The 26,210-nt window shown below is 64.3% G+C and carries 25 protein-coding genes and 1 riboswitch; of the genes, 15 read left to right on the top strand and 10 right to left on the bottom strand.

The window, feature by feature from the left end; translation table 11 throughout:
* The first annotated feature begins 95 nt into the window (after positions 1-95).
* Positions 96-722, top strand: a complete 627-nt coding sequence (locus H3H37_RS16215) for an FmdE family protein (protein WP_182164325.1) — start codon at positions 96-98, stop codon at positions 720-722.
* A 4-nt stretch (positions 723-726) separates the two neighbouring features.
* Positions 727-1,347, top strand: coding sequence for a uracil-DNA glycosylase family protein (locus H3H37_RS16220; RefSeq protein ID WP_182164327.1), 621 nt, complete (start codon positions 727-729; stop codon positions 1,345-1,347).
* Between the two features lie 85 nt (positions 1,348-1,432).
* Here the strand turns inward: H3H37_RS16220 and H3H37_RS16225 are convergent, their stop codons facing one another.
* Positions 1,433-1,819: a DUF488 domain-containing protein gene (locus H3H37_RS16225; protein ID WP_182164329.1), complete on the bottom strand. Its 387-nt coding sequence runs from the start codon at positions 1,817-1,819 to the stop codon at positions 1,433-1,435.
* A gap of 249 nt (positions 1,820-2,068) precedes the next feature.
* Between H3H37_RS16225 and H3H37_RS16230 the strand changes: the two genes are divergently transcribed.
* Genes H3H37_RS16230 through H3H37_RS16240 form a run of 3 tightly spaced genes read left to right on the top strand, consistent with a single transcriptional unit; the run spans position 2,069 to position 4,664 of the window.
* Positions 2,069-3,604, top strand: coding sequence for a TadE/TadG family type IV pilus assembly protein (locus H3H37_RS16230; RefSeq protein ID WP_182164331.1), 1,536 nt, complete (start codon positions 2,069-2,071; stop codon positions 3,602-3,604).
* Positions 3,601-4,074, top strand: a complete 474-nt coding sequence (locus H3H37_RS16235; protein WP_182164333.1) for a TadE family protein — start codon at positions 3,601-3,603, stop codon at positions 4,072-4,074. The genes H3H37_RS16230 and H3H37_RS16235 overlap by 4 nt, the downstream gene beginning before the upstream one ends.
* Positions 4,075-4,091: 17 nt before the next feature.
* Positions 4,092-4,664, top strand: coding sequence for a TadE/TadG family type IV pilus assembly protein (locus H3H37_RS16240; protein WP_229218874.1), 573 nt, complete (start codon positions 4,092-4,094; stop codon positions 4,662-4,664).
* Between the two features lie 63 nt (positions 4,665-4,727).
* Here H3H37_RS16240 and H3H37_RS16245 read toward each other — a convergent pair whose 3' ends face one another.
* The 4 genes from H3H37_RS16245 to H3H37_RS16260 all read right to left on the bottom strand — a co-directional run bounded on the left by H3H37_RS16245 (position 4,728) and on the right by H3H37_RS16260 (position 8,817).
* Positions 4,728-5,537, bottom strand: a complete 810-nt coding sequence (locus H3H37_RS16245) for an ABC transporter permease (protein WP_229218887.1) — start codon at positions 5,535-5,537, stop codon at positions 4,728-4,730.
* 68 nt (positions 5,538-5,605) lie between these two features.
* Positions 5,606-6,382, bottom strand: coding sequence for an ABC transporter ATP-binding protein (locus H3H37_RS16250; RefSeq protein WP_182164339.1), 777 nt, complete (start codon positions 6,380-6,382; stop codon positions 5,606-5,608).
* Positions 6,382-7,374: an ABC transporter substrate-binding protein gene (locus H3H37_RS16255; RefSeq protein WP_182164341.1), complete on the bottom strand. Its 993-nt coding sequence runs from the start codon at positions 7,372-7,374 to the stop codon at positions 6,382-6,384. The genes H3H37_RS16250 and H3H37_RS16255 overlap by 1 nt, the downstream gene beginning before the upstream one ends.
* A gap of 75 nt (positions 7,375-7,449) precedes the next feature.
* Positions 7,450-8,817, bottom strand: coding sequence for a porin (locus H3H37_RS16260; RefSeq protein WP_182164343.1), 1,368 nt, complete (start codon positions 8,815-8,817; stop codon positions 7,450-7,452).
* A 149-nt stretch (positions 8,818-8,966) separates the two neighbouring features.
* On the opposite strand from H3H37_RS16260, the gene H3H37_RS16265 reads away from it, so the two are divergent.
* Both H3H37_RS16265 and H3H37_RS16270 read left to right on the top strand, forming a co-directional pair.
* A complete protein-coding gene (locus H3H37_RS16265) occupies positions 8,967-9,644 on the top strand; it encodes a response regulator (RefSeq protein WP_182164345.1) in 678 nt (225 codons plus the stop codon).
* A 3-nt stretch (positions 9,645-9,647) separates the two neighbouring features.
* The gene (locus tag H3H37_RS16270) at positions 9,648-11,036 is read left to right on the top strand and encodes a sensor histidine kinase (RefSeq protein WP_182164347.1); all 1,389 of its coding nucleotides are present in this window, start codon (positions 9,648-9,650) and stop codon (positions 11,034-11,036) included.
* A gap of 59 nt (positions 11,037-11,095) precedes the next feature.
* Here H3H37_RS16270 and H3H37_RS16275 read toward each other — a convergent pair whose 3' ends face one another.
* Complete coding sequence (locus H3H37_RS16275; protein WP_182164349.1) at positions 11,096-12,115, bottom strand: AraC family transcriptional regulator; 1,020 nt, start codon at positions 12,113-12,115, stop codon at positions 11,096-11,098.
* A gap of 192 nt (positions 12,116-12,307) precedes the next feature.
* Between H3H37_RS16275 and H3H37_RS16280 the strand changes: the two genes are divergently transcribed.
* On the top strand, positions 12,308-13,696 hold the full coding sequence (locus H3H37_RS16280) for a flavin monoamine oxidase family protein (protein ID WP_229218875.1): 1,389 nt from the start codon (positions 12,308-12,310) through the stop codon (positions 13,694-13,696).
* A gap of 98 nt (positions 13,697-13,794) precedes the next feature.
* On the opposite strand, the gene guaA is transcribed toward H3H37_RS16280, so the two are convergent.
* Together guaA and guaB are read right to left on the bottom strand one after the other, a co-directional pair.
* Positions 13,795-15,405 (bottom strand): glutamine-hydrolyzing GMP synthase, encoded by a 1,611-nt coding sequence (gene guaA, locus H3H37_RS16285; RefSeq protein WP_182164351.1) that lies wholly within the window; start codon positions 15,403-15,405, stop codon positions 13,795-13,797.
* A 109-nt stretch (positions 15,406-15,514) separates the two neighbouring features.
* Positions 15,515-16,978 carry an IMP dehydrogenase gene (guaB, locus tag H3H37_RS16290; RefSeq protein WP_182164353.1) on the bottom strand — a complete coding sequence of 488 codons (1,464 nt, stop codon included), beginning with the start codon at positions 16,976-16,978 and terminating at the stop codon, positions 15,515-15,517.
* 166 nt (positions 16,979-17,144) lie between these two features.
* Between guaB and H3H37_RS16295 the strand changes: the two genes are divergently transcribed.
* From H3H37_RS16295 to H3H37_RS16315, 5 genes are all read left to right on the top strand, one after another.
* A complete protein-coding gene (locus H3H37_RS16295; protein ID WP_229218876.1) occupies positions 17,145-17,654 on the top strand; it encodes a DUF4124 domain-containing protein in 510 nt (169 codons plus the stop codon).
* An 84-nt stretch (positions 17,655-17,738) separates the two neighbouring features.
* Positions 17,739-18,767: an HTH-type transcriptional regulator GntR gene (gene gntR, locus H3H37_RS16300; protein WP_182164355.1), complete on the top strand. Its 1,029-nt coding sequence runs from the start codon at positions 17,739-17,741 to the stop codon at positions 18,765-18,767.
* A gap of 293 nt (positions 18,768-19,060) precedes the next feature.
* Positions 19,061-19,582, top strand: coding sequence for a gluconokinase (locus H3H37_RS16305; protein WP_229218877.1), 522 nt, complete (start codon positions 19,061-19,063; stop codon positions 19,580-19,582).
* Positions 19,583-19,613: 31 nt separating this feature from the next.
* Entirely contained in the window at positions 19,614-20,936 is a 1,323-nt protein-coding gene (locus H3H37_RS16310) for an MFS transporter (RefSeq protein WP_182164357.1), read from the top strand.
* Between the two features lie 156 nt (positions 20,937-21,092).
* A complete protein-coding gene (locus H3H37_RS16315) occupies positions 21,093-22,154 on the top strand; it encodes a porin (protein WP_182164359.1) in 1,062 nt (353 codons plus the stop codon).
* Positions 22,155-22,233: 79 nt separating this feature from the next.
* On the opposite strand, the gene H3H37_RS16320 is transcribed toward H3H37_RS16315, so the two are convergent.
* Both H3H37_RS16320 and H3H37_RS16325 read right to left on the bottom strand, forming a co-directional pair.
* Positions 22,234-22,521, bottom strand: a complete 288-nt coding sequence (locus H3H37_RS16320) for an RnfH family protein (RefSeq protein WP_182164361.1) — start codon at positions 22,519-22,521, stop codon at positions 22,234-22,236.
* Complete coding sequence (locus H3H37_RS16325; RefSeq protein WP_182164363.1) at positions 22,514-22,945, bottom strand: type II toxin-antitoxin system RatA family toxin; 432 nt, start codon at positions 22,943-22,945, stop codon at positions 22,514-22,516. The genes H3H37_RS16320 and H3H37_RS16325 overlap by 8 nt, the downstream gene beginning before the upstream one ends.
* A gap of 95 nt (positions 22,946-23,040) precedes the next feature.
* Here H3H37_RS16325 and smpB point away from each other — a divergent pair, with 95 nt between their 5' ends.
* Positions 23,041-23,490 (top strand): SsrA-binding protein SmpB, encoded by a 450-nt coding sequence (smpB, locus tag H3H37_RS16330; RefSeq protein ID WP_182154608.1) that lies wholly within the window; start codon positions 23,041-23,043, stop codon positions 23,488-23,490.
* Between the two features lie 159 nt (positions 23,491-23,649).
* Positions 23,650-23,736, top strand: a riboswitch (cyclic di-GMP riboswitch).
* Positions 23,737-23,810: 74 nt separating this feature from the next.
* The gene (locus H3H37_RS16335; protein ID WP_182164365.1) at positions 23,811-26,183 is read left to right on the top strand and encodes a S53 family peptidase; all 2,373 of its coding nucleotides are present in this window, start codon (positions 23,811-23,813) and stop codon (positions 26,181-26,183) included.
* Positions 26,184-26,210: the final 27 nt, after the last annotated feature.

Raw genomic sequence — 26,210 nt, forward strand, 5'->3', positions numbered from 1 at the left:
AGAGCTGGCGGTGCCTGTTCATATCCGCCGTCACCCTACAAAGAACCCTTCCCATTCGCGGCCCGCGCCATCCTGTCCAGAAAGGCAAACGCACCATGAGTTTTCCTGATTTTTTCGACCAGGTCCCCACCATCACCGTGCATGACGGCCTGGCAGAAATGCTGGGTGCATGCACCGACGGCATGATCACCTACCGCTATATCGACGCCGTCCGGCTGGCCGGACACTCGTGCCCGACGGTCGCCGGCGCCTACCTCATGACGCGGCGCGCCCTGAACGCCTTGTACCCCGACGGTACCCCGGAGCGCGGCGCGTTGCGGGTACGGTTTGCTGCGGCGCAGGACGAAGGCGTAAGTGGCGTCATCGGCAGCGTCATCGGCCTGATCACGGGCGCGGCAGGCATCGGCGGCTTCAAAGGCATAGGCGGCAACTTCCAGCGCCAGCATCTGCTGCAATATGGCGTCGGCGGCGACGGCGAAGTGGTGTTCGAACGCGGCGACAACGGTGCGGCTGTCCGGCTCAGCATGCACATGCAGCGGGTGCCAGCCGACCCGGGCATGAGTGTCCTGTTGAGAAAAATTCTCGACGGCGTCGCCACGCCGGACGACAAGCGCGGCTTCGCCACCTTGTGGCAGGGACGCGTCCAACGCATCCTGATCGATCATGTGGACGACCCCGAGCTCTTCACCGTTACCGCCTTGGCGCCGCCTGCGGCGCAGTGACAGCATGAGCGGCTCGCCCAGACCGTCAGCAGCACCCGCATACACCGGGTTGGACCAGCTATTGACGGCCGCGCGTCAATGCCGCGCCTGCGAAGCCCACCTTCCGCTCGGCCCCCGGCCAGTGTTGCAGGCAGGCGCTACGGCGCGCATCCTCATCGTCGGACAGGCGCCCGGCGCGCGCGTGCATGCCTCGGGCATACCTTGGGATGACGCTAGCGGAGAGCGCCTGCGCCGGTGGCTGGGTCTGGATGCGCCCCGCTTTTATGACGCGTCGACCATCGCGATCATCCCCATGGGATATTGTTATCCAGGCCGGGGAAACAGCGGCGACCTGCCGCCGCGCCGGGAATGCGCCACGCTGTGGCTCGATCAACTGTTGGCGGCGCTGCCCGACATTGAACTGACGCTACTGATCGGCCTGCACGCGCAGCGGCACTTTCTGGCCAATCGCCGCAAGTCGTCATTGACGGAAACGGTGCGGGCATGGCGTGAATTCGGCCCGCGCTATCTGCCGTTGCCGCATCCCTCGCCGCGCAACACGCCCTGGTTCCAGCGTCATCCCTGGTTCGAGGACGAGCTATTACCCACGCTGCGCGAACGGATCGCATCGCTGACCGCGAAGTGACCACGGCCAAGCAAGCAATGCGCACAGCCGCATCGCGCCAAGGAAGCCGGTAATCCACTGCGCACGGACTCGCATGGAACAGGCTTCAGCCTTGCTGCAGCCGCAATAACGCGTCGCGCAGCACCACTGCCTGATTGTGTTCCGTGTCCTTCGCGCCATACACCAGCGTCATCGGCTGGCCAGCGGCGTCGGCCAGCAGGCTGCGCATGCGCGCCAATTGTTCATCGGTATGCAGTTCGGCCAGATAGCGTTGCCGGAACTCGTCCCAGCGCTGCGGATCGTGGCCGAACCATTTGCGCAAGGCGTCGCTCGGCGCGATCGCCTGCATCCACTGGGCCAATTTGAGTGTTTCCCTGCTGCGTCCACGGGGCCAGACACGGTCAACCAGCACCCGGTAGCCGTCGTCCGGGCTCGCGTCGTCGTACGCTCGCTTGATCAAGATTGTCGAAGCCTTACGCTTGGCATGCGCCATACCGTGCTCCTTAGCAAAATCAGCCCTGCCACGCAGACCAGGAAACTCACCACCATGGTAGCGGAAAATGGTCTCCACCAGCCACCACGCCAATCGTCAATCGCTCGCCGGCATCGCCGTGTCCCGGCTGTGCCCTGTCTATTTGCTCTCCATCAAGAATGGCGTTCCCAGCCTGCCTAGAATTGCAATTTGGCAGCGCGCAATCGCGCTGGCGCATTTTCTGACCGGGAGAACATGGGGATGCCCACGATGGCTGCAATCCAATCAGGCAGAGGTCTCCCTGTCGCCAGGCGAGGCACCGCTGCGCCGTCGGTGCCGCGGCGATATGCCTGGAAGCGGAATCGTTCCTGCCAGCGCGGAGCGATCGCCATCATGTTCGCGCTCCTGACGATCGTGCTCATCGGATTCTTTGGCCTGGCATTGGACCTGGGACAAGTCTACAACCGGAGAATTGAATTAAGAAATATCGCGGCCGGCGCGGCACTGGCGGCGGCCAAGGAATTGAACGGCACCGCAGCTGGCGTCACGAAAGCGCTCACCAAGGCCGCAAGCATCACCAGCAAACTGAGCTATCAGTACAACCAGCAATCGCTCAGCTGGAACGATGCCGCCATCGCTTTCAGCAGCACTGCCGACGGCCCATGGCTGGATGCCGGCGCCGCACAAGGCGCGCCTGACGGCCTGCTCTTCGCGAAAGTCGACACCAGCGGCTTTGACGTGAGTGTCGGCACAGTCAACCTGTTGTTCATGAAGGTACTTTCCAGTGCCTTTGCAAGCACCACGACCGTCAACCAGACGATCGCAGGCCGTTCATCCATCCTGATCACGCCGCTGGCCATCTGCGCCTTGTCAACGACCCCAGCGGCTTCGCGATCCAACCCAGGTCCCCCCGCCAATACTGAACTGGTGGAATTCGGCTTCCGGCGTGGCGTCAGCTACGACCTGATGAATCTCAATCCGAACGGGACCACGGCGGAAAATTTCGTCATCGATCCATTGGACCCGCCCGGCGTGCTTGGTGCTGCGTCCAACACATGGCCCGCAACCGTGGGTCCCTTCGTCTGTACCGGCGCCCTCGCGATACCCCGGGTAATGGGTGGAACGATCACGGTCGGCCGTCCGTTTCCACTTGCCTCGCTGGTCAACCAGCTCAATGCGCGTTTCGATCAATACGTCGGCAACCAGTGCAGCCCCAACGGCGCGCCGCCCGATTCGAACGTCAAGTCCTATCCTTATACGGCGATACCCTGGATGACAACGATTCCCGGCCAACAAGGGGCACTCTCGACGACCAGCGGAAGTAAACTGTGGACCATCGCCGATCCCGCACCCGCGCCGGGAACCAACATTGCCCCCAACTATGGCCCATTGTGGGCCTATGCGCGCGCAGTCCCTTACTCCTCCTATACGACACAGGGTTCACCAGAGCCGGCAAGCGGGTACACGCCTTTCAGCACCAGCGCCTGGGCTGTCCTCTATAAGCCGGGGCAGCCCACGGCCAACGGCAACTATCCCGGCGGTGTGACCACGCCTTACAAAACCAGCAGCAGCGCCAATTTCCTGGCGCCATCCACGCAAAATGGGCCCGGCGTGGCGAACCGGCGCGTATTGAATGTTGCGCTACTCTCATGCCCGGTTGGCGGAGGCGCCACCACCACGGCAAATGTCATAGGGATAGGGAAGTTTTTCATGCTGGTGCCGGCTACCGCAACCAGCATCAACGCGGAATTTGCTGGTGCGGTTCCGGAACAATATCTGGGTGGCCAAGTGGAGTTAGTCCCATGAATCACAGAACAAATGCCAAACCGCATATCGAACGCGGTGTCGCAGCAGTGGAGTTTGCCATTATTCTGCCCATCTTTCTGCTCATGCTGGCGCTCCCGCTCTATTTCGGCAGGATATTGTGGCATTACACGGCTGCGCAAAAAGCTGCGTATGATGCGGCCCGCTATATCGCGTCCGTACCAAGGTCCGAGATGAAGGACCCGAACAAGATCGGCAAAGTCGTCGCATTGGCGAAAACCATCGTGGCGACGGAAACCGCAGAACTCAACTCTGGCTCAGTTCCTGTGGGGATTTCTGTTATTTGCGATGGCCTTGAATGCTTGGGCCTCAATGTGCCAACAACCGTCACGGTAGGTGTTCAGGTGACCGTTGACGATATCTTCTTTCCAGCCATCACATCAGGCATGGCTGGTCTCAACAGCAGTAACTTACTCAATGCAAACATATCCTATGCGTACGTCGGCATTTAGCGGGCATTGACATGGGCATGCAACGCCACAAGGGCGCTTACATTGTCGAGCTCGCGCTCGTCATCCCGCTGTTCTTGCTGCTTGTATTCGGCGTCCTTGAAATCTCGCGCGCAATGTACCTTTTCAACACGCTGGAAGACGTCACGCGGCGCGTGGCCGACCTGGCCGCCAATACCAACTTCACAGACGAGAGCGCCAAGGACACGATACGTCAGATCGGCATCTATCGCACGACGCCGGGCAATTTAATGCTCGGCTCGCCGATCACCGATGCCCATATCCGCATCGACTACCTCGCCGCGGTGCGGGACAGCGACAACAACATCACGCTGACGGAGATCCCCACCGGCTCCCTGCCGGCTTGCCCGGTCAAGAATCGGATCATCTGCATGAACGATCCACATGATCCAGGCTGCATACGGTTCGTCCGCGTCCGCATGTGCGATCCGAACAATACCGGTGCTTGCACCCCCATTACCTACCAGACCATCGTGCCCTTGGTCGATCTGGCACTGACGATCCCCACAATGATGACCATCACCCCGGCCGAGACACTGGGATTTACACCGGGCATGGCAACCTGTCCATAGAAATCTGCCCGGCGCCAGGAAGCCGGGCCCGGCGTGGATAGTGCTCCTCCGCCGGGCCTGCCGTCACATCCCCTGCTCGACGAATTGTGCCGGTCTCCATTTCAGCAGCTTGTCCTCCAGCGCCGTCAGCAGGTACTCCGCACCCAGCGCCACCACGGCCAACACGATCATCGCCGAGAACACACCCGCCGCGTTGAAGGTGCCTTGCGCAGTCGAAATCAGCAAACCGATGCCATGGCGCGCACCGAGGAATTCCCCCACCACCGCGCCGACCAGCGCAAAGCCGAAACTGACGTGCAGGCTGGCCAGAATCCAGCTCAAGGCCGATGGAAACACCACAGACATGGTCACCTGGCGCTTGCTCGCGCCCAGGATGTAGGCGTTGGCGATCATGTTGCGGTCCGCCTCGCGCACGCCCTGGAAGGCGTTGCCGAACACGACAAAAAATACCATCACCACCGCCAGCGCCACCTTCGACCCCATGCCCAAGCCAAACATGATGATGAAGATCGACCCCAGCACCACGCGCGGGATGGCGTTGGCCACCTTGATGTAGATGCTGAATACATCAGCCGCCAGTTTGTTGCGGCCCAGGACAACGCCACACAGCACACCGAGCAGGCTGCCGATCAGGAAGCCGAGCACGGTCTCCTCCATCGTCACGGCCAGCTCACTCCACAAGGGCCCTTGCGCGGTCCCTTCCGTCAGCCACACCACCAGTTGCGCGTAGATTGCGCTGGGTTGCGAGAAGAAGAATGGATCGAGCCAGCCCCACCGCACCGCGCCTTCCCAGGCCGCCAATCCCGCCACGGCCAGCGCCACCCGCAGGAAAATCACCGCGCGGCGATAGTTCGCTGCGCGCTTCAGCGCCATGCGCTCCTCGGCAGTGACCGGAACTTCCGGTGCACCGTTAGTTTGTGTACTCATCGCTGCCCCCTGCATCATATTTGCACCTCGTCCTTCAAATCCGTCCATATCTTCTTCGACAAGTGGACAAATTCGTCCGAGTAGCGCGCTTCCGACACATGGCGCGGCCGTGCCAGCGGAATCTCATGGCTGCTCTTGACCGAGCCCGGCCCCTTGGACAGCACGATGACGCGGTCGGCCAGTGCAATCGCCTCGTCGATGTCGTGCGTGACGAAGACCACCGAAGCCTTCTTTTCCGACCACAGCCCCAGTAGTTCTTCCTGCATCAGGGCACGCGTCTGCACGTCCAGCGCGGAGAAAGGTTCATCCATCAACAGGATTTTCGGCTCGTTGATGAAGGTCTGCGCCAGGGCGACGCGCTTGCGCATGCCGCCCGACAACTGGTGCGGATAGTGGTGTTCGAAGCCCGCCAGGCCAACCCGGCGCACCCATTCAGCCGCCATCTCCCTCGCGAGCTTGAGGTCCTTGCCACGGAACACAGGGCCCATCGCCACATTATCGAGCACGCTTTTCCAGGGAAAGACGGCATCGGCCTGGAACACGAAGCCGATGTTGGGATCGATCCCGGTGACCGGTTTGCCGAACACCTTGACGCTGCCCGAGGACGGCGGATTCAGGCCGGTGATCATGCCCAGCGTGGTCGACTTGCCGCAGCCAGTCGGGCCAACGATGGCGCAGAAATCGCCTTCATTGACCGTGAGACTGAAATCGCGCAAGGCCAGCGTCACCTTGCCCTGCGGGCTGACGAACTTTCGGCTGACATTATTCAGTTCGATCGCGGCATTCTTCATTATTTTGCGGCTTTCACGAACTCGGTGGTGTAGGTGCTGGCCAGGTTGATCGTCTTGCCCTGCACGGCCTTGTCGAACCCGTTCAATACCTGCAGCACGGTGGCAGGACCATGCTCGGGCATCACGCCATCGGCGGTGAACATCTGCTTGCCCGCCTCCAGCGCGTCGATGTACATCTGCTTGTTGGCGGCGTAGTAGTCAGGCGGCAGCTTCTCGGTGATTTCCTTGGCGCTGTGGGTGTTGATGTATTTGAGCGTCTTGACGAACGCATTGACGATCTTTTGGACTTGCGGCTTGTGCGAATTGACCCAGGCCGTGGACATGTACAGGCAGGCTGCCGGGTACGGGCCGCCCAGCGCGGCCTCGGTGCTTTTGGACGTGCGCAGGTCGACCAGCACGGTGGCGGCGCCGGTCGACGTCAGGCGCGAGATGGTCGGCTCGGTGGTCATGCCGGCGTCGATCTTGCCCTGGCCCATGGCCGCGATAAAGCTGGAGCCCGCCCCCACCGGCAAGGTGGTGAATTCGCTGTTCTTGACGTTGGCCTTGGCGGCCAGGAACTGGGTCAGGAAATTGGTGGAGGAACCAAGGCCGGTCACACCGAGCGTCTTGCCCTTGAAATCGGCCGGCGACTTGATCCGCGCACCCGCCGCTTTCGACACCAGGATCACTTCGCCCGGCGCCTGGCTGAATTGCACCACGGACTGCACCAGCTTGCCGCGCGCCTGCAAGTCCAGCGTATGATCGTAGAAGCCGACCACGCCCTGCGCCGCGCCCGACAGCATCTCGGTCTCGGCATTGACCCCGGCCGGTTCGCTCAGCAATTCAATATCCAGCCCGGTTTCCTTCAAATAACCCAACTGCTCGGCCAGTTTGGCCGGAAGGTAGATCTGCTTTTCCATCCCACCGACCATGATGGTGATCTTGTCGGCGGCGTAGCTGTTCAGGCCAAGCATCATCAGTGCGGCGGCCAGGGTTTTGTGGGTGCGCTTCATACTGTCTCCATTGTTGTCGTTATCATCAGGCGCCGCTCTTGCCGGCGGCTGCCTGTCTTGTGCATTTATACCCGATCAGAACTTGAAGCGCATCCCCACGGCAGCCTCATTCTGCGAGTTGAAGCCGTTGGCCTGCGAGGCCTTGTAGGTGCCGTCGGTGCTCAAGTGGTCCAGCGCCAGGTACAGTTCGGTGCGCTTGTCGAAGTGGTAGAACACCGAGCCATACCAGGTCTTGCGCTTGCCGGTGCCGGTGGCGACCACGTCGGCGGTGCTGGAGAACGCGTTCATCACGTAGCCTTTCCCGTTGAGGCCGGCGTTGTCGGCGTTCATGGTCTGCCAGCCCAGCTGGTAATCGAACTTGCCGCCCGGGGTGAACTTGGCCGAGACGGTATAGGCCTTGTCGCTGCGGTTGCCGATCGTAACCGGCTGGTCGGCCTTGTAGTTGAAATAGCCCGCGTTCAGGCGCACCAGTTTGCTGAGCTGGTAGTTGCCACCGAACGAATACGAGGTGTGGGTATAACCGTCGACGCTGGCCGTGTTGTAGTAGGCCGAAGCATTGAAGTTGCCGCCGTTGTAGGCCACGCCCGCTGCCTTGGTGCTGCCGTCGTTGGTGTCGCCCGGGGTGCCGCCGACCTGGTAGGCCAGGCCGACGACCCACTTGCCCATTTCCTTTTTCCAGACGATGCCCTTGTCGTAACGGGTGCCGGTGGCGCTGCCCGAGTAGAAGATCAGCTGCTTGAAGTTGTTGTTGTTGGTGTAGCCGCCCTCGCTCAAGGTCATGCGCGCGCTACCGTAAGCGTCGCCATAAATCTTGGAGAATTCGCGCGGCAGCGTGTTCTGGCGGCCGAAGGTCAGCTTGCCGAGGGACGCGCTTTCCACCCCCAGCCAGGCGTCGCGGTTGAACAGCACACCCGGCGTATCCATGTTCCCAGTGGGGAGTTCGTACTCGCTTTCCAGCTTGAAGATAGCCTTCAGGCCGTCCGTATCGTTCAGCGCATGCTCACCTTCCAGGCCCCACCGGTTGCCGCTGAAATAGGCCACCGACATGTCGTTCTGGGTATCGCCGGCCTTATCGGCGTTGTTCTTGCGGCTCATGCTGAGGTCGATGAGGCCATACAGGCGGATCATGTCGCCGCCGCTCTTGTACACCAACCCGCCGCCGGTGGATTTCTCGGCATTGAAACTGTGGTCCGACTGGGCACCCTTGGCAACTTGTGCCGATTCAGCGGCGGATCGCTCGGCTTGCTTAGCCTCGGCGGTTGCCTGCTGGATTTGCATCAGTGCATCCTGAGCCTGCTGCGCGGCCTTCTGCGCGTCCGCTGCCGCTTTCTGGGCCTGCGCCAGTGCCTGCTGCAATTCCTGCACGGACTGCGTCTGGGCCCCGGCCTGCGTCCATACCGCCATCGTGCCCAGAATCGCCACTGCCATCAGCTTCTTCTTCATTTCTTGTCTCCTCGTTATTGGATGGTTGTACCAAGGTACGAGGCCACTGTAGGGGGCCAAAGCCTACTAAATGCCTACAGTCATTTTTTGCTGTGGTGAAAATATAACGAGGCCTTGCTGTCCGAGACGAGAGCAACGATGATGTGGAAATGAAATTACTATTAGTCGAAGACAATCGGGAACTCTCGTCCTGGCTGACGCGCCTGCTGGACCAGTCCGGCTACGCGGTGGAGCAAGCCTTTACCGGCGATCAGGCCGACACCTTGCTGCGCACCCAGTCCTATGACGCCGTCCTGCTGGACCTGACCCTGCCCGGACTGAACGGGCAGACGCTGCTGCGCCGCTTGCGCGCCAAGGACAATGGCGTGCCGGTCCTCATCATCAGTGCCCAAGACAGCCTGCAGGACATCGTTGAACACCTGAACCTGGGCGCCGACGACTACCTGGCTAAGCCTTTCGATATCGAGGAACTGGAAGCGCGCCTGCGCAGTCTGCTGCGGCGCGCCAGCGGCAAGGCCAATCCCGTCTTCACCTGCTGCGAACTGAGCTTCGACAGCAATTCCAAGATCTTCCGCAGCCATGGCCGCGAGCTCAACCTGACCCCACGCGAACACGCGGTGCTGGAAGCGCTGATCCGCCGTACCGGCAAAACCGTCTCCAAGAAAGACCTGGCCGACAACCTGGTCACGCTGAACGACATGGTGTCTCCCAAGGCGCTCGAAGTGTATATTGTGCGGCTGCGCAAGAAGCTGGAGGACAGCGGCGCCCAGATCATTACCTTGCGCGGCCTGGGCTATATGCTGAGCCATGTCCCGGAACAGGCCTGATCCATGCGCAGCCTGAAAGCGCGGCTGGCGTTATGGGTGTTCCTGCCCACGGCCCTGATTTCGGCCGTCGACCTGGCCGTCACCTACCGCAACACGGAACGCGTGGCGACCCGGGTGCAACAGCAGTTGCTGAAAGGCTCAGCCAGGATCATCTCCGAGCAATTGAGCGCGGCCGACGGCGCCTACGAGATCAACATCCCGCCCGCGGCCTTTGAGCTGTTTGCCGATGAACATGAGGATCTGGTCTACTATGCAGTCCGCACCCGCAATGGAAAACTAATCGCTGGCAATGATGATTTGCCGGCGCCGCCGCGCGCGTTGCAGGCGGAGCAGGAACGGTACTTCCTCGCCACCATGCGCGGCGAGGCCGTGCGCGTGATCGCCTATGCCCACGCGCTCCCCAGCCCGGGCAATGACGACTACATCGTCACGGAAGTCGCGCAGACCCTGCGTGGCCACCAGGCCTTCACACGGGACCTCTTCTGGCTGACCATGCGCGAACATCTGCTATTGCTCGCACTGGTACTGATCGCGCTCGTGATCGCCTTGCGCTGGACACTGCAGCCACTGGACAGCCTGGGCCGGGCGCTCGCGCGGCGCCAGCCCGGCGCCCTGGTCAAGCTCGACATCGACACTATGCCCCAGGAGCTGGCACCGCTGGTCGGCGCGATGAACGACTATGTCACACGCCTGGACCGCACGCTGACCTCGTATGAACACTTCATCGCCAACACGGCCCATCATTTGCGCACCTCCTTCGCCATTCTGATCTCGCAGCTGAACTTCGGCATGCGCAGCGCCGCTGTCGATCCGGAACAGAAGAAATTGCTGACCGCCATCCTCAAGACCACGCAACAGGGGAGCAAGGTGATCAATCAACTGTTAATGCTGGCGACGGTGGAACAGGTGCGCCAGCACGTGCAGCAACGTCCGGTCGCGTCCGTCGTCGTGCTGGACGAACTGGCGACTTCCATGATCGAGGAACTCGCGCCACTGGCCCAGAAGAAAAACGTGGAGCTGGGCCTGGAACGGGAGGACGAACCGCTGTCGGTCTATGCGCCGCCGAGCATGCTGCGCGAACTGTTGTTCAACCTGGTCGACAATGCCATCAAACACATGGCAGCGCCTGGCGCGGTCAGCATTGCCTTGTCGCGGCAGCCGCCGCACGCCGTCATCCTGATCACCGACAACGGCCCCGGCATCGCTCCCGAGGTTCGGGAAAAGGTGTTCGAACGCTTCTTCCGCCTGAACGAGGCCACGCCGGACAGCTCCGGCCTTGGCCTGGCCATCGTGAAGGAAATCTGCGAATTGCTCAATGGAAGCGTATGCTTGCGCACACCGCCAGACGGGGCAGGCCTGCAGGTCGAGGTACGCTTGCCACTGCACGCCTGAGGAACCATCGCACATTCAGTCCCAACAACACTTGCCGGTCAGGACAGCGACACGGAAGCTCAGGTTGCCGTATGCCCCGCGGTGCGCCGATACGCGCCCGGCGGGCTGCCCGTCCAGCCCTTGAACGCACGCTGGAAGGCAGCGCTGTCGGTGAAGCCCAGTTCCTGCGCCAGCGCCGCCAACGCCACCGTGCTGGTGTGCAGGCGCTCAATCGCGAGGTCGCGGCGCAGCTCGTCCTTCAAGGCCTGGAACGAGGTGCCCTCCCCCGCCAGGCGGCGTTGCAGCGTCGACGGCGCCATGTGCAGCGCGGCGGCCGTGGCGGCCAGGTCGGACCATGCCGGTTGCGTCGCTTGCAGATGCGCGCGCACCCGCGCGCTGGCCGATTCCTCGCCGCGCCGGGGCAGAATGATGTGTGCCTGCGCGTCGGCCAGGAACACACGCAACGCGGCCTCGTCACGCCGCACCGGGCTTTGCAGGCGCGCGGCGTCGAACCAGCAGGCCGATTGCGGCAGGCCAAAGCGCACCGGCGCAGGGAACACTTTGTCGTAGCTCTCGATGTGGGGCGGGCACGCGAACGCGAAGTCGAAGCGCGCCGCCGGCAACTGCCCGCCCGCCAACCAGGCGAACAACCGCCAGAACACGCGCAACAACATCTCGTCCAGAAACGCCGGTCGCGCCGTCGCAGGGCTAAGGAAACGCAGGGCCAATCCGGCCAGCCCGCCATCGCGCACGGGCTCCACCAGCACGTCATCCTGCACCAGCCGGAAGGTGCGGGCGACGCGGCGCATGGCCGTCTCCAGGTCGGCCGCGCCCAGGGCCGATCGCGCCATCAAGGCGAAGCTACCGCGCTTGAGGGGGCGGGAAAGAAAACCCAGGCTTTCGTCGTCGAGCCGTTCGATCAGCGCGCGATACAGGGCGATGTACTGGGTCGCCGTCACGCGGGCACCCGCTTCCGCCAGCAGCGCGGGAGGGATGCCGGCATCGGCCAGGCAGGCATCGCAAGGCTTGCCGCGTGCACGCACGCCGGCCAGCATGCCATGCACCAGGGCGATCGGGACGGTGGCGGGAAGCGGCGGCATCAGAGCGAATCAGGGGCGTGGGTAGAGGTCTTTTGCCATCACATCGGCGCAAGCTGCAATTGTTCGTGCGGCCGCCCGATTCTACTATGCGACACACAAACAGACGAAACCCGCCCAGACGTGCGCGAGCCGATGGGGGAAAATTTACGGTGCGCTCACATGGACTTGATGAATTTAAAACGAAGAGAATTTTTGATCGCGGCGGGCGCGTCGCTGGGTGCGACGCTGCTGTCGGCCTGCGGCGAAGACGCCAACGCGGGCGACACGGCCGGCAATGGCGGCGCCGGGCCGGCCCCGTCCGGCGCCGTCATCGTGATCGGCGCGGGCATGGCCGGCCTGGCGGCGGCGCGCAAGCTGCGCGACGCGGGCAAGGATGTGATCGTGCTGGAAGCGCGCGAGCGCGTGGGTGGCCGCATCCTCACCTCCCAGAAATGGAGCGACGCCAAGGTGGACCTGGGCGCGACCTGGATCCACGGCGCCGGTCCGGACAACCCCATCGCCGCGCTGGCCAGCAAGACCGGCGCGCGCCTCGCTGCCACCAGCCTCGATAACGATCAATTGTTCGACACCGACGGCACCCGCCTGGACAGCACGGCAAGGGCGCCCATCGACGCGCTGCAAACGTCGATCACGGCGGTGCTGGCAGCAGCGCAAAAGGCCGACACCGACATGTCGGTGCAGGACGCGGTACGCAATGGCCTGGGCTACGCCAACCGCCCCGCCGCCGAGCGCAACCGCATCGACTTCCTGGTCAACACCACCATCGAGCATGAATACGGCGGCGCGGCGGACCGTCTGTCCAGCTATTGGTACGACAGCGGCGCGGCCTATAGCGGCGGCGACGCGCTGTTCCTGGACGGCTACCACGTGCTGATCGACTATCTGGCACAAGGGCTGGACGTGCGCCTGGGCCAGGTGGTCAGGCAGATCGCCTGGTCGGCCAATGGCGAGGCCACCGTGACGACCAACCTCGGCGCGTTCACCGCCCAGCGGGTGATCGTGACGCTGCCGTTGGGCGTGCTGCAATCGGGCGCCGTGACATTCTCCCCCGCCCTGCCCGTCGCAAAACGGGCCGCCATCGCCCAGTTGGGCATGGGCCTGCTCAACAAATGCTGTCTGCGCTTCCCGACCGCGTTCTGGGACACGGAGACGGACTGGCTCAACTATGTGCCCGACGGTAGCCACTACGGCCAATGGGCGGAGTGGGTCAGCCTCGCGCGCCCCACCGGACTACCGATACTGCTCGGGTTCAACGCCGCCGCATTCGGCCGCGAGATCGAGTCCTGGAGCGACAACGAGATCATCGCCAGCGCCATGGCCACGCTGCGCACCATGTACGGCCAGGCCATCCCCGAGCCGGTCGATGCGCTCATCACCCGCTGGGGCGCCGATCCCTACGCGCGCGGGGCCTACTCGTGCAACGTGCTGGGCTCGACGCCGGGCATGCGCGCCGACCTGGCCAGCAACGTCAACGGCCGCCTGTTCTTCGCCGGCGAGGCGACCGAGAGCCAGTATTACCAGACCGTGCACGGCGCCTACCGGTCCGGCCTGCGTGCGGCGGACGAGATCCTCGCGCTGTAAACACCCCCGCCACAAACAAAAAGGTCATTGATGATCGACACCGCATCATCAACGACCTCTGATTTTCCGCTTTAAATCAAAGACTTAAAGCGAGCTCGTCACTCCCACTCGATGGTGGCAGGTGGTTTGCCCGAAATATCGTAGACCACGCGGTTAATGCCGCGCACTTCATTAATGATACGGTTGGACACCTTGCCCAGCAGCGCGTGCGGCAGGTGCGCCCAGTGCGCGGTCATGAAGTCCTGGGTCTGCACGGCGCGCAGCGCCACCACGTATTCGTAGGTGCGGCCATCGCCCATCACGCCCACCGACTTCACCGGCAGGAACACGGCAAACGCTTGCGACGTCGCTTCGTACCAGTTCTTCGGCAGCTGCTCCTCGTCCACGGCCTGGCCGGCGACATACTCGTACGGCGTGTTGCGCAGTTCTTCGATGAAGATGGCGTCGGCGCGGCGCAGCAGGTCGGCGTATTCCTTCTTCACTTCGCCGAGGATACGCACGCCCAGGCCCGGGCCGGGGAATGGATGGCGGTACACCATGTCATGCGGCAGGCCCAGCGCCACGCCCAGCTTGCGCACTTCGTCCTTGAACAGTTCGCGCAGCGGTTCCAGCAGCTTCAGTTTCATGTGCTCCGGCAGGCCGCCCACGTTGTGGTGGCTCTTGATGGTCTGGCCCTTCTTGCCCTTGCCGGCCGACTCGATCACGTCCGGATAGATGGTGCCCTGCGCCAGCCACTTGGCGCTGGTCAGCTTGCCCGACTCCTGGTCGAACACTTCCACGAACTCGCCGCCGATGATCTTGCGCTTCTGCTCGGGATCGGTCACGCCGGCCAGCTTGCCCATGAACTGGGCTTCCGCGTCGACGCGGATCACTTTCACGCCCAGGTTCTTGGCGAACATGTCCATCACCATCTTGCCCTCGTCCAGACGAAGCAGGCCGTGGTCGACGAAAACGCAGGTCAGCTGGTCGCCGATGGCGCGGTGGATCAGCGCGGCGGCCACGGACGAATCGACACCGCCCGACAGGCCCAAAATCACTTCATCCGTGCCGACCTGGGCGCGGATCTTCTCCACGGCTTCGCTGATGTAGTCGGGCATGTTCCAGTCCGACTTGCAGCCGCAGATCTCGTGCACGAAGCGGCCCAGCATGGCCTTGCCCTGCACCGTGTGGGTCACTTCCGGGTGCCACTGCACGCCGTAGAAACGCTTTTCCTCGTTGGCCATGGCGGCGATTGGGCAGCTCGGCGTGTTGCCCATCAGGACGAAACCGGGCGGCATCTCCAGCACCTTGTCGCCGTGGCTCATCCACACCTTCAGCATGCCGTGACCTTCGTCCGTGACGAAGTCGTTGATGCCGTCGAGCAGCTTGGTGTGGCTGCGGGCGCGCACTTCGGCGTAACCGAATTCACGCACCAGGCCGTTCTCGACCTTGCCGCCCAGCTGGGCCGCCATGGTCTGCATGCCGTAGCAGATGCCCAGCACCGGCACGCCCAGTTCGAACACGGCTTGCGGCGCGCGCGGCGCGTCGCCTTCCAGCGTGGAGCTGTGGCTGCCCGACAGGATCACGCCGGCGGCGCCGTAGTTGCGCACGAATTCGTCGCTGACGTCATACGGATACACTTCCGAGAACACGCCGGAATCGCGCACGCGGCGCGCGATCAGCTGGGTAACCTGGGAGCCGAAATCGAGGATGAGGATTTTTGAATGCATGGAAGATAGGGGCTTCTAAATGATGAAATCGGTGCAGCTGGGCGGCCTCCGCGCGGGCGGGCCGTGAAAGGAAAACGCCGGCGGCAAGCAGCCGCCGGCGTCGCAAGGCTTAGTCGCCGGAACGGTAGTTCGGCGCTTCCTTGGTGATTTGCACGTCGTGCACGTGCGATTCGCGCATGCCGGCCGAGGTGATCTCGACGAATTCGGCCTTGTTGCGCAGTTCTTCGATGGTGGCGCAACCGCAGTAGCCCATCGACTGGCGCACGCCGCCCACCAGCTGGAAGATGATGGCCAGCACGGAGCCTTTGTAGGCCACGCGGCCTTCAATGCCTTCGGGCACGAACTTGTCCTGCTTCATGGCCGCGTCCTGGAAGTAGCGGTCGGCCGAGCCGTCCGACATAGCACCCAGCGAGCCCATGCCACGGTAGGACTTGTAGCTGCGGCCCTGGTACAGGATCACTTCGCCCGGCGCTTCTTCCGTGCCGGCGAACATGGAGCCCATCATCACGGTCGACGCGCCGGCCGCCAGGGCCTTGGAGATGTCGCCCGAGAAGCGGATGCCACCGTCGGCGATGCAGGGTACGCCCGTGCCTTCCAGCGCTTCGGCCACGTTCGAAATAGCGGTGATTTGCGGCACGCCCACGCCAGCCACGATACGGGTGGTGCAGATCGAACCAGGGCCGATGCCGACCTTGACGGCGTCCGCGCCGTATTCGACCAGCGCCTTGGCGGCGGCGGCGGTGGCGATGTTACCGCCGATCACGTCCACGTGCGGGAAGCGGGTCTTGATCCATTTCACGCGGTCCAGGATGCCTTGCGAGTGGCCGTGGGCGGTGTCGACCACCAGCACGTCCACGCCGGCGGCGACCAGCAGCTCGATGCGCTCTTCATCCTTGGCGCCCACGCCGACGGCAGCGCCGACCAGCAGTTTGCCCTGCGAATCCTTGGACGCCAGCGGGTGCTCGGTCGACTTCTGGATGTCCTTGACGGTGATCAGGCCCTTCAGTTCGAAAGCATCGTTCACCACCAGCACGCGCTCCAGGCGGTGCTTGTTCATCAGGCGCTTGGCTTCGGCCGTGTCGGCGCCTTCCTTGACGTACACCAGCTTTTCGCGCGGCGTCATCTTGGCGCGCACTTCGGCGTCCAGTTCCTGTTCAAAGCGCAGGTCGCGGTTGGTGATGATGCCCACCACTTCCTTGCCGGACACGACAGGGAAGCCGGAAATGCCATACTGCTCGGTCAGCTTGATGACTTCGCGGATCTTCATCTCAGGCGGGATGGTGATCGGGTCGCGCAGCACGCCAGCTTCGAAACGCTTGACGCGCGCCACTTCGCGGGCCTGGTCCTTGGGCTTCAGGTTCTTGTGGATGATACCGATGCCGCCCTCTTGCGCCATGGCGATGGCCAGGCGGGCTTCCGTCACTGTATCCATCGCGGCCGACAGCAGCGGGATGTTCAGGCTGATATTGCGGGTCAGGCGGGTTTTGAGGGACGTATCGGCAGGCAGGACGTTCGAGTACGCTGGGACGAGCAGCACGTCATCGAATGTGAGTGCTTTTTGGAGTAGACGCATAGCATTTCCTATTGGCGCAAAAGCAGATTATACAGAATTCTGAGCGCGCCGTCCTTGCGGCGCGGAAAAAAATCTGTCACGCCCTTTGCCGTTCGATTGACAGTTGCCGTAAATCATGGCGAAATCTGGCCAGCGGCGCCTTTGCCGTGCTCCCGAAAGCCGCACCATGAAACACACCCCGTCGATGCTGCGCGTGGCCCTGGCCGGCGCGCTGCTGGCCCTGTCCACCCAGGCGCTGGCGCAATACCTGTGGATAGACGAAAAAGGCATCAAGCAGTTGTCCGACCGCCCGCCGCCGCCCAACATCCCGGAGAAGAACATCCTGAAGGCGCCCGGCAAGCCACTGTTCAACCCGAACGCGCCCGCGCCGGACGAGCAGGCGCCCGACGCCGCCGAACCCAAGACCAAGGCCCCGCCCACGCTGGGCGAGCGCAACGCCGACTTCAACAAGCGCAGGGCGGAGGCGGCCCAGGCGGCGCAAAAGAGCGCCGAAGAAGCCAAGCGCAAGGCGGCCGAGCAATCGGCCTGCGAGGCGGCCCGCAACAACCAGCGCGCGCTCGACGACGGCATCCGCATCACGACCTACGACAAGGATGGCCAGCGCACGGTGATGGGCGACGCGGAACGGGCCGAACTGGCGAAAAAGACCCAGCAGGCGCTGGCCAACTGTCACTGAACGCGGCGGGTTGCCGGCGAAACTTCCCCGCCCTCGCCCCGCCTGCCGTAAGATAGCGCGATCAATGTTGATCGATAGGCAGGGATGAGCAAGACAGCACCGAACAGGAGCCGCGCCAGCGGCCGCGTCACGCTGGCGGCGGTGGCGGAACGGGCCGGCGTGGCCGCCATGACAGCCTCGCGCGCCATCAGCCAGCCGGACATGGTGTCGCCGGCGCTGCGCGAGCGCGTGCAGCAAGCCGTGGAGGAACTGGGCTACGTCCCCAACCGGGCGGCGCGCGCGCTGGCCTCGGCCCAGTCGAAGGTGATCGTGGTGCTGGTGCCGTCGCTGTCGAACGCCGTGTTCACGGCCGTGCTGGCCGGCATCCAGGATGCGCTGGATGCGGACGACTATCAGATCCTGATCGGTAACACGCGCTACTCCGACGCCGAGGAGGAAAAGCTGCTCGGCATCTACCTGCAATCGAACCCGGACGGCATCCTGCTGTCCGGCCTCACCCACAGTCCGCGCGTGGAGCGCATGCTGGCCGCTTCGCGCGTGCCCATCGTCTCGATGATGGATCTGTCGGACGACCCGGCCCAGCTGACGGTGGGCTTCTCGCAGTTCCAGGCCGGCCAGGCGATGACGCGCTACCTGATCGACAAAGGCCACAAGCGCATCGGCTTCATCGGCGCCCAGCTCGACGAGCGCACGCTGAAACGGGCCGACGGCTACCGCCACGCCATGCGCGACGCGGGCCTGGCCGATCCGAAGCTGGAACTGATGGTGCCCGATCCATCCACCATCGCGCTCGGCGCCGAGCTGCTGGGCCGCATGCTGGCACAGGCGCCCGACTGCGACGCCATCTTCTGCTGCAACGACGACCTGGCGCACGGCGCCATCTACCAATGCCAGCGGCGCGGCATCGCCGTGCCCCGGCAGCTGGCCATTTGCGGCTTCAACGACCTGCCCGCGTCGGCCTGGATGAATCCCTCCGTGACCACGGTCGGCACGCCGCGCTACCGCATCGGCCACGAAGCGGCCACCCTGCTGCGCAGCGTCATCCGCGGCGAAACGCCGGCCACGCCCCACCTCGACCTCGGCTTCACGCTGATGGCGCGCGAAAGCGCCTGAAAACCGGGGTCAGGTCATGCCCTCATGCAAGAAGCCCGCATCTTGCATGAGGGCATGACCTGACCCCGGTTTTTTGCTAGCGCCGTTGTCTGCGCACCACAGACAGCCGCATTCTCCTTCCGTCATTAATTTCCCGCGCCCACTCTGGGCGAGGCATTTCACGCAGTCCGTCTGCTGCAACGCAACATCGATTCCGCTTTACAAATCAGCGCGATGGTCTAGACTTCGATTCCAATGTTAGCGCTAACATTCTAATGAAACAAAACCCCGAGACCATGCAAGCACATCACCCTATGAGCCAAACCAACCAACCCGCATGCTGGATCGTCATGGGCGTCAGCGGTTGCGGCAAGAGCGAGATCGGGCAACGGCTGGCGACGGCGCTGGACCTGCCCTTCCTCGAAGGCGACAGCTTCCACTCCGCCGCCAACGTCGCCAAGATGGCCGCCGGCATTCCGCTGACGGACGACGACCGCGCCGGCTGGCTGCACACGCTGCAGGAGCAGATCCGCCAGGCGACGCAACAAGGCCACGGCCTGGTGCTGTCGTGCTCCGCGCTCAAGCGGCGCTACCGCGACCTGCTCCGCGCCGGCAATCCCGCGCTGCGCTTCGCCCATCTGTCCGGGCCGCGCAGCGTGATCGCTGAACGCATGGCGGCGCGCGTGAACCACTACATGCCGCCATCGCTGCTCGACAGCCAGCTGCGCGACCTGGAACCGCTGCAAGCGGACGAAGCGGGCGTGCTGCTGGACTTGAACCTGCCGCCGCAACAACTGGTCGACGCCATCCTCGACAACCAGGGCGCACACGCATAACGCGCCCACCAACATCACCACCGGAGACAACATGAACGCCACCCACCACCACCAGAAAATCCCCAAGCGCCGCTGGGGCATAGGCGCCCTGCTCGGCATGGGCGTCCTGATCAACTACATCGACCGCATCGGCCTGTCCGTGGCCGCGCCGCAGATCAAGGATATGTTCAACCTGTCGGCCGTGGAACTGGGCCTGCTGTTCAGCGCCTTCGCCTGGTCGTACTCGCTGCTGCAGATCCCGGTCGGCATGGTGCTGGACCGCTTCGGCCCCACCCGCGTGGGCCGCTGGGGCGCCTTCCTGTGGGGTGTGGCCTCCACCATCACCGCGTTCTCCAGCGGTTTCGCCGGCATCTTCGCGGCCCGCATCCTGCTCGGCATCGCCGAAGCGCCGGCCTTCCCGGTCAGCTCCAAGGCCACCGGCTACTGGTTCCCCCGCAATGAGCGCGGCATGGCCACCGCCATCTTCGACGCGGCCGCCAAGTTCTCCAACGTGATCGGCGTGCCGCTGATCGCCGTCACCATCGTCACCTTCGGCTGGCGCTGGGGCTTCGGCTTGACCGCGCTGCTCAGCTTCAGCTACTTCTTCGCCTTCCTGCTGGTGTACCGCGACCCGAGCGCCGATGCCAAGCTGTCGAAGCAGGAACTGCAGTACATCCAGAACGGCGGCGCCGCGCCGGAAGGCCCGTCCAACGCCGGTGCACTCAACATGCTGGGCTACCTGCTGGGCAAATCGAAAGTCTGGGGCCTGACCATCGGCTTCGCCGCCTACGGCTACTCGTTCTACCTGTTCCTCACCTGGCTGCCCGGCTACCTGGTGCAGACCATGCACATGAGCATACTGAAATCGGCCGGCTTCGCCGCCATCCCCTGGGCCGTGGCCACCATCACCGATCTGTTCGTGGGCGGCTGGCTGATCGACCACCTGATCTCGCGCGGCAAGGATGAATCGCTGGTGCGCAAGGGCGTGCTGATCGTCGGCATGCTGCTGGGCCTGGCCGTGTTCGGCGCCACCCAGACTACCGATCCCGTGTGGGCCATCGTGTGGATCTCGATCGCGCTGGGCGGCCTGGCTTCGGCCGCGCCGGTGGGCTGGTCGCTGCCATCGCTGATCGCGCCCAAGGGCGGCGCCGGCACCATCGGCGGCATCATGAACTTCGCCAACAACCTGATGGGCGCGGCCGCCCCCATCGTCACCGGCGTGATCGTCGGCGCCACCAACTCGTTCGCCAACGCCTTCATGGTGGCCGGCGTGATCCTGCTGGTGGGGATCGTGTCCTTCGTGTTCGTGCTCGGGAAGATCGAGCCGATTCCCGATCCGGAACCGGCTACACCAGCGCCCCTGCCGGTCCACTGACCGGGCCACTGACCGGGCCACTCAGCGGCCCACCGACACCGGCGCGGCAAGCCGCTTGCCCGCCATGTAGACGCCGTCCCCGCAACGGGACGGCAAGCACCCGCCCGCGCGCATCCGTAGCGCACGCGGCATCGATAACAACTCTGGAGATACTTGATGAACATTCGCATTCCCGCGCTGACCGCGCTCGCCCTCACCCTGTCCGGCACCGCGCTGGCCGACAGCAACGTCACCTTCTACGGCGTGATGGACCTGGGCGTATCGCAGGACCGGGGCGGCATCGCCGGCACCGCGACGCGCGTCACCAGCGGCATGGCCACCCAAAGCCGCTGGGGCTTCCGCGGCAATGAAGACCTGGGCGGCGGCCTGTCCGCCTTCTTCGTGATCGAAGGCGGCATCCACGCCGACACGGGCGGCTCGACCCAGAACAACACCCTGTTCGGCCGCAACACGGCGGTCGGCTTGCGCGGCAATCTCGGCGCCATCTCGGCCGGCCTGCAGGACACGCCACTGTTCACCACCCTCAATACCATCGTCGACCCGCTGCGCAACGGCATCGCGCGCTCCAACAACCTGATGGCGTCGACCGGCTTCCGCGCCAATAACTCGGTGCTGTACCGCAGTCCCGAGGTGAACGGCTTCAGTGGCGACGCCATGGTTGCGGCCGGCGAAGTGGCGGGCGACAACGCAGCCGGACGCGCGCTGGGCGGCTCCTTCGGCTACAGCAACGGCCCGCTCAACGTGCGCCTGGCCTACCACCACCGCAACAACGACACGGCGCTGCTGAAGAACCAGGACGCGGCGCGCAACACGCTGCTGGGCGCCAATTACGATTTTGGCCCGGCCAAGGTCTATTTCGGCTACGGCGTGGACAAGGGCTTGAACAGCGCCTCGCTCAACAACACGGCCGCCAGCTTCGGCGGCGCGGCGCCCACCGCGTCCACCGACAGCCGCGATTTGCTGCTGGGCGTGTCGGCGCCATTCGGCGTGAGCACCGTGGTGGCGACCTACATCCGCAAGGATGACCGCAGCGCGTTCAACCAGGACGCGCAGCAATACGCGCTGGCCTACATGTATGCGCTGTCCAAGCGCACCGACCTGTACACCTCGTACGCGCTGATCCGCAACCACAACGGCGCGGCCTACACCGAGGGCAACAGCGAGGAACCGGGGACGGGCAACAAGCAGTTCACGGTCGGGCTGCGCCACCGCTTCTGAATTTTTTCTTAATGTGGTAGCGCTATCAAAAGCAACGCCAGGGTCAGGCCCAAGGGGCGGACCCTTTTGAGGCGAAAACTCAGGTTTGGGGTTTGGCCTTGCGGCGGCGGCGCGCGTTCTTGGGATCGGCAATCAGGGGGCGATACAGTTCCACCCGGTCGTGCTCGCGCAGCACCGTGTCCAGCGTCTTTTTCTTGCTGTAGATGCCCACTTGGAGCGCGGCCAGATCGATGCCGGGCATGGCTTGCTGCACGCCGCTGAGCGCGATCGCCTGCTCCACCGTGGTGCCGGCGTCCACCGTCAGGTCGCGCAGGAACTGCTGTTCCGGCAGCGCGTAACAGACCTGGATGTGAATTTGTTCAGCCATACACCGTCTCCGCCCGTTTGCAGAAGCAATCGACCATGCTGTTGGCGATCATGCCAAACACAGGGCCGATCAGCTGTTCCAGGATGGCGCTGGAAAATTCGTAATGCAGGTCCAGCTCCACCTTGCACGCGTCCTCGCGCAGCGGTTTAATGTTCCACACGCCATCGAGGGCCTTGAAAGGTCCGTCCACCAGCCGCATCTGTATGGTGCTGTGCGGCGTGTTGACGTTCGACGTCGTGAAGCTCTGGCGCACGCCGCGATAATGGATGGCCAGGCTGGCCACCACCGTTTCCTCGCTGCGCTCCTTCACTTCAACACCCCCGCACCATGGCAGAAACTTGGGATAATCCTCGATCGCCGCCACCAGGTCGAACATCTGTTGGGCGCTGTAGCCGAGGAAAACTGTTTTGTGAACTACTGCCATTACGTAACCGTTTGCTATGATGTTGAATTATTCGCGTTTTTGGCGCGTCCCCGTAGTTTAACCGACCCGCGCCCGATTTTAGTAATTACCCTGCCATGACCATTGCCGATAATAGAAAAGCCTTTCACGACTACTTCATCGAGGACCGCTACGAAGCGGGCATCGTGCTGGAAGGCTGGGAAGTGAAAGCGATCCGCGATGCGCGGGTGCAGATCAAGGAAGCCTACGTCACCATCAAGGGCGACGAGTTGTTCCTGTTCGGCGCCCACATCAGCGCCCTGCCCACCGCTTCCACCCACATCCACCCGGAAGCCGTGCGCACCCGCAAGCTGCTGCTGCACCGCCAGGAGATGGATAAGCTGATCGGCAAGGTGGAACGGGCCGGCTACACGCTGGTGCCGCTCAACCTGCACTACAAGGGCGGCCGCGTGAAATGCGAGATCGGCCTGGCCAAGGGTAAGAAGATGCACGACAAGCGCGCCGCCGAGAAGGACCGCGACGGCAAGCGCGAAGTGGCGTCGGCCATGAAGCAACACCGGCGCTGATCCTCCCGCCCTGCCCGCCCAGGCGCCCGGTGCATGCCGCCGGGCAGCATGATGCACATCATTCCATAAAGAAATTTTATTGCCGGCCGCCATTATTTAGCCAGGGCATGCTGGTACAATCGCTGGCAGTGGCCGGTTTCATGACCGGCATCATCCAAATTTCGCCGAAGGCAAACCCTCCGAAAGGTGGGGACGCAAAACCACCGGCCTACAGCGCGCAAGCGCCACGGTAGCGGGGTCGCCAACGTCGGGCTGCCCATGCCGTGCATGGCTGTCAACGTTGCCGCAGCGTGGCCTTCGATTTCGGGAAGCGCCACGCCATGCAGACTCGCCAGCCATCTTCATCCCACGCCATCCGCCCTGCCCTGCTGCTGCCGGCCGCCATCGCCGCCCTGCTGAGCGCCTGCGGCGGCACGCCCGGCCAGGACAATGCAGCAGCCGGCACGCAGGTGGCGGCCATGGTGGCAACGTCCACCACCACGCTGGAACTGGACAATCCCACGCTGCCGGCCGCGGCGGCCAACCTGATCGTGCAGCCGGCCTACCACATCGCCCCGGTGCTGCTCGACGCGCCCGACGACACCGACGCCGACGGCTACGCCGCCTCCGCCCGCCGTGGCCCGCGCACCATGCTGCTGCCGCCGTCCGCGCGCCGGCTGTCGACCCGCCGCCTGTCGCTGGACAAACTCGAATACGCACCGCCCCAGTCGCCCGACAGCACGCTCGCTCCCATGGCCACCAGCGGCACCGTGACCACCTACACGCCGGCCCAGATCCGGGCCGCCTACGGCCTGCCGGCGCTGCCACCGTCAGGCACCACGCTGACGGCGGCGCTGGCCGCCCAACTGGGCGCGGGCCAGACCATCTACATCGTGGATGCCATGCACAACCCGAACGTGGCCGCCGAACTGGCCGCGTTCAACGCCAAATTCGGCCTGCCGGCCTGCACCCAGAAGAGCATCGCGCCCAGCGCCGTGCTGCCGCTGGCGGCGCCTTCGGCCACCGGCTGCGACCTGTCGGTCGTCTTCAACACCAGCGCCGGCGCGATGACCGCCACCCAGCCGGCCTACGATTCGGGCTGGGCCACGGAGATCTCGCTCGACGTGCAATGGGCGCACGCCACGGCGCCGCTGGCGCGCATCGTCCTGATCGAAGCGGCCAGCGCGTCGGTCGACAATCTGCAAGGCGCCGTCAAACTGGCCAACGCGATGGGCCCGGGCGTGGTGTCGATGAGCTTCGGCACGCCGGAAGGCAGCTGGACCAGTTCCGCCAACGCCGCGTTCACGGCGTCCAACATGACCTACCTGGCCGCCACCGGCGACTCGGGCGCCAGCGTGCAATGGCCGGCCGTCTCGCCGAACGTGGTGGCCGTGGGCGGCACCTCGCTGACCTACACGGGCAGCGGCAGCCGCAGCGAAGTGGGCTGGACCCAGACCGGCGGCGGCATCAGCGCCTACACCGCCACGCCCACCTACCAGACCAGCAGCGTGCCCGGCCTGGGCACGCTGGCCCACCGCGGCGTGGCCGACGTGTCGTTCAATGCCGATCCGAAGACGGGCCAGTACGTGGCCATCATCGCATCCGGCGCCACCACCCCAAGCTGGATCAGCGCCGGCGGCACCAGCCTGTCCACCCCGCAGTGGGCCGGCCTGATCGCCGTGGCCAACGCCACCCGCGCGCTGAACGCCAAGCCGGCGCTGGGCGCGCCGCACGCCGTCCTGTATGGCCAGATCGCCAGCGTGCCAGGCACCTATGCCAGCGCGTTCGGTGATGTGATCTCCGGCAGCGACGGCACATGCACCACCTGCAGCGCCAAGAGCGGTTACGACCAGTTGAGCGGCCTGGGCACGCCCAACGCCGGCAGCCTGTTGAGCGCCCTGTCCGGCGCCACCGCCGTGGCCAGCGCGCCCACCGTCGTCCCGGCCGCCATCAGCGGCAAGGTCGGCACGGCGCTGTCGTTCACCGTCTCGGCCTCCGGCGCCAATCCGCTCAGCTACACCCTGAGCGGCGCGCCATCCGGCATGAGCATCGGCAGCACCGGCGTCGTCAGCTGGGCCACGCCGGTTGCCGGCACGTACGCCGTCGTCGTCACGGCCACGGACACCAAGACTGGCCTCAAGGGCCAAGGCACCTACACCGTCACCATCGCCGCCGCCAGCGCGCCGGTGGTCACGGGCGCCAGCATCACGGGCAAGGTGGGCACGGCGCTGTGGTTCGCGGTGGCCGTCAGCAGCCCCAATCCCGTCACCTATGCGCTGAGCGGCGCGCCGGCCGGCATGGCCATCAGCAGCAGCGGCGTGGTGAGCTGGGCCGCCCCCGTGGCCGGCAGCTACAGCGTGACCGTGACGGCCAAGGACAGCAAGACCGGCCTGACCGGCCAAGCTGTGTTCAAGATCAGCATCGGCACCAGCACCACCGTCAGTTCCAGCCTGACCGTCAACGCGCCGGCCCTGGCTGGCGTGGCCGGCAAGCCGCTGGCGGGCACCATCGGCATCAGCGCGCCGGGCAGCAGCTACGTGTCGATCTCGATTTCCGGGGTGCCGCTGGGCGTGACCTTCGTACCGAACGGCCTCAATATCGGCGTCAACTGGGCCAGCCCGGTGACCGGCAGCTACACCATGAAGATCGTGGTCAGCGATTCCGCCGGCCATAGCGTGCAGACCAACATGGCCATCACGATCAAGGCCAGCTAAACCAACGCGGCGCCGATGCAGCGCGCG

Origin of the sequence: Rugamonas brunnea (assembly GCF_014042345.1) — a bacterium.
Taxonomy (GTDB): domain Bacteria; phylum Pseudomonadota; class Gammaproteobacteria; order Burkholderiales; family Burkholderiaceae_D; genus Rugamonas; species Rugamonas brunnea.

Bases quoted from the DNA above. Each gene is read 5' to 3' on its own strand.
- H3H37_RS16215 (WP_182164325.1), top strand. From the start codon at position 96: ATGAGTTTTCCTGATTTTTTCGACCAGGTCCCCACCATCACCGTGCAT.
- H3H37_RS16220 (WP_182164327.1), top strand. From the start codon at position 727: ATGAGCGGCTCGCCCAGACCGTCAGCAGCACCCGCATACACCGGGTTG.
- H3H37_RS16225 (WP_182164329.1), bottom strand. From the start codon at position 1,819: ATGGCGCATGCCAAGCGTAAGGCTTCGACAATCTTGATCAAGCGAGCG.
- H3H37_RS16230 (WP_182164331.1), top strand. From the start codon at position 2,069: ATGGCTGCAATCCAATCAGGCAGAGGTCTCCCTGTCGCCAGGCGAGGC.
- H3H37_RS16235 (WP_182164333.1), top strand. From the start codon at position 3,601: ATGAATCACAGAACAAATGCCAAACCGCATATCGAACGCGGTGTCGCA.
- H3H37_RS16240 (WP_229218874.1), top strand. From the start codon at position 4,092: ATGCAACGCCACAAGGGCGCTTACATTGTCGAGCTCGCGCTCGTCATC.
- H3H37_RS16245 (WP_229218887.1), bottom strand. From the start codon at position 5,537: ATGGCGCTGAAGCGCGCAGCGAACTATCGCCGCGCGGTGATTTTCCTG.
- H3H37_RS16250 (WP_182164339.1), bottom strand. From the start codon at position 6,382: ATGAAGAATGCCGCGATCGAACTGAATAATGTCAGCCGAAAGTTCGTC.
- H3H37_RS16255 (WP_182164341.1), bottom strand. From the start codon at position 7,374: ATGAAGCGCACCCACAAAACCCTGGCCGCCGCACTGATGATGCTTGGC.
- H3H37_RS16260 (WP_182164343.1), bottom strand. From the start codon at position 8,817: ATGAAGAAGAAGCTGATGGCAGTGGCGATTCTGGGCACGATGGCGGTA.
- H3H37_RS16265 (WP_182164345.1), top strand. From the start codon at position 8,967: ATGAAATTACTATTAGTCGAAGACAATCGGGAACTCTCGTCCTGGCTG.
- H3H37_RS16270 (WP_182164347.1), top strand. From the start codon at position 9,648: ATGCGCAGCCTGAAAGCGCGGCTGGCGTTATGGGTGTTCCTGCCCACG.
- H3H37_RS16275 (WP_182164349.1), bottom strand. From the start codon at position 12,115: ATGCCGCCGCTTCCCGCCACCGTCCCGATCGCCCTGGTGCATGGCATG.
- guaA (WP_182164351.1), bottom strand. From the start codon at position 15,405: ATGCATTCAAAAATCCTCATCCTCGATTTCGGCTCCCAGGTTACCCAG.
- guaB (WP_182164353.1), bottom strand. From the start codon at position 16,978: ATGCGTCTACTCCAAAAAGCACTCACATTCGATGACGTGCTGCTCGTC.
- H3H37_RS16295 (WP_229218876.1), top strand. From the start codon at position 17,145: ATGAAACACACCCCGTCGATGCTGCGCGTGGCCCTGGCCGGCGCGCTG.
- gntR (WP_182164355.1), top strand. From the start codon at position 17,739: ATGAGCAAGACAGCACCGAACAGGAGCCGCGCCAGCGGCCGCGTCACG.
- H3H37_RS16305 (WP_229218877.1), top strand. From the start codon at position 19,061: ATGAGCCAAACCAACCAACCCGCATGCTGGATCGTCATGGGCGTCAGC.
- H3H37_RS16310 (WP_182164357.1), top strand. From the start codon at position 19,614: ATGAACGCCACCCACCACCACCAGAAAATCCCCAAGCGCCGCTGGGGC.
- H3H37_RS16315 (WP_182164359.1), top strand. From the start codon at position 21,093: ATGAACATTCGCATTCCCGCGCTGACCGCGCTCGCCCTCACCCTGTCC.
- H3H37_RS16320 (WP_182164361.1), bottom strand. From the start codon at position 22,521: ATGGCTGAACAAATTCACATCCAGGTCTGTTACGCGCTGCCGGAACAG.
- H3H37_RS16325 (WP_182164363.1), bottom strand. From the start codon at position 22,945: ATGGCAGTAGTTCACAAAACAGTTTTCCTCGGCTACAGCGCCCAACAG.
- smpB (WP_182154608.1), top strand. From the start codon at position 23,041: ATGACCATTGCCGATAATAGAAAAGCCTTTCACGACTACTTCATCGAG.
- H3H37_RS16335 (WP_182164365.1), top strand. From the start codon at position 23,811: ATGCAGACTCGCCAGCCATCTTCATCCCACGCCATCCGCCCTGCCCTG.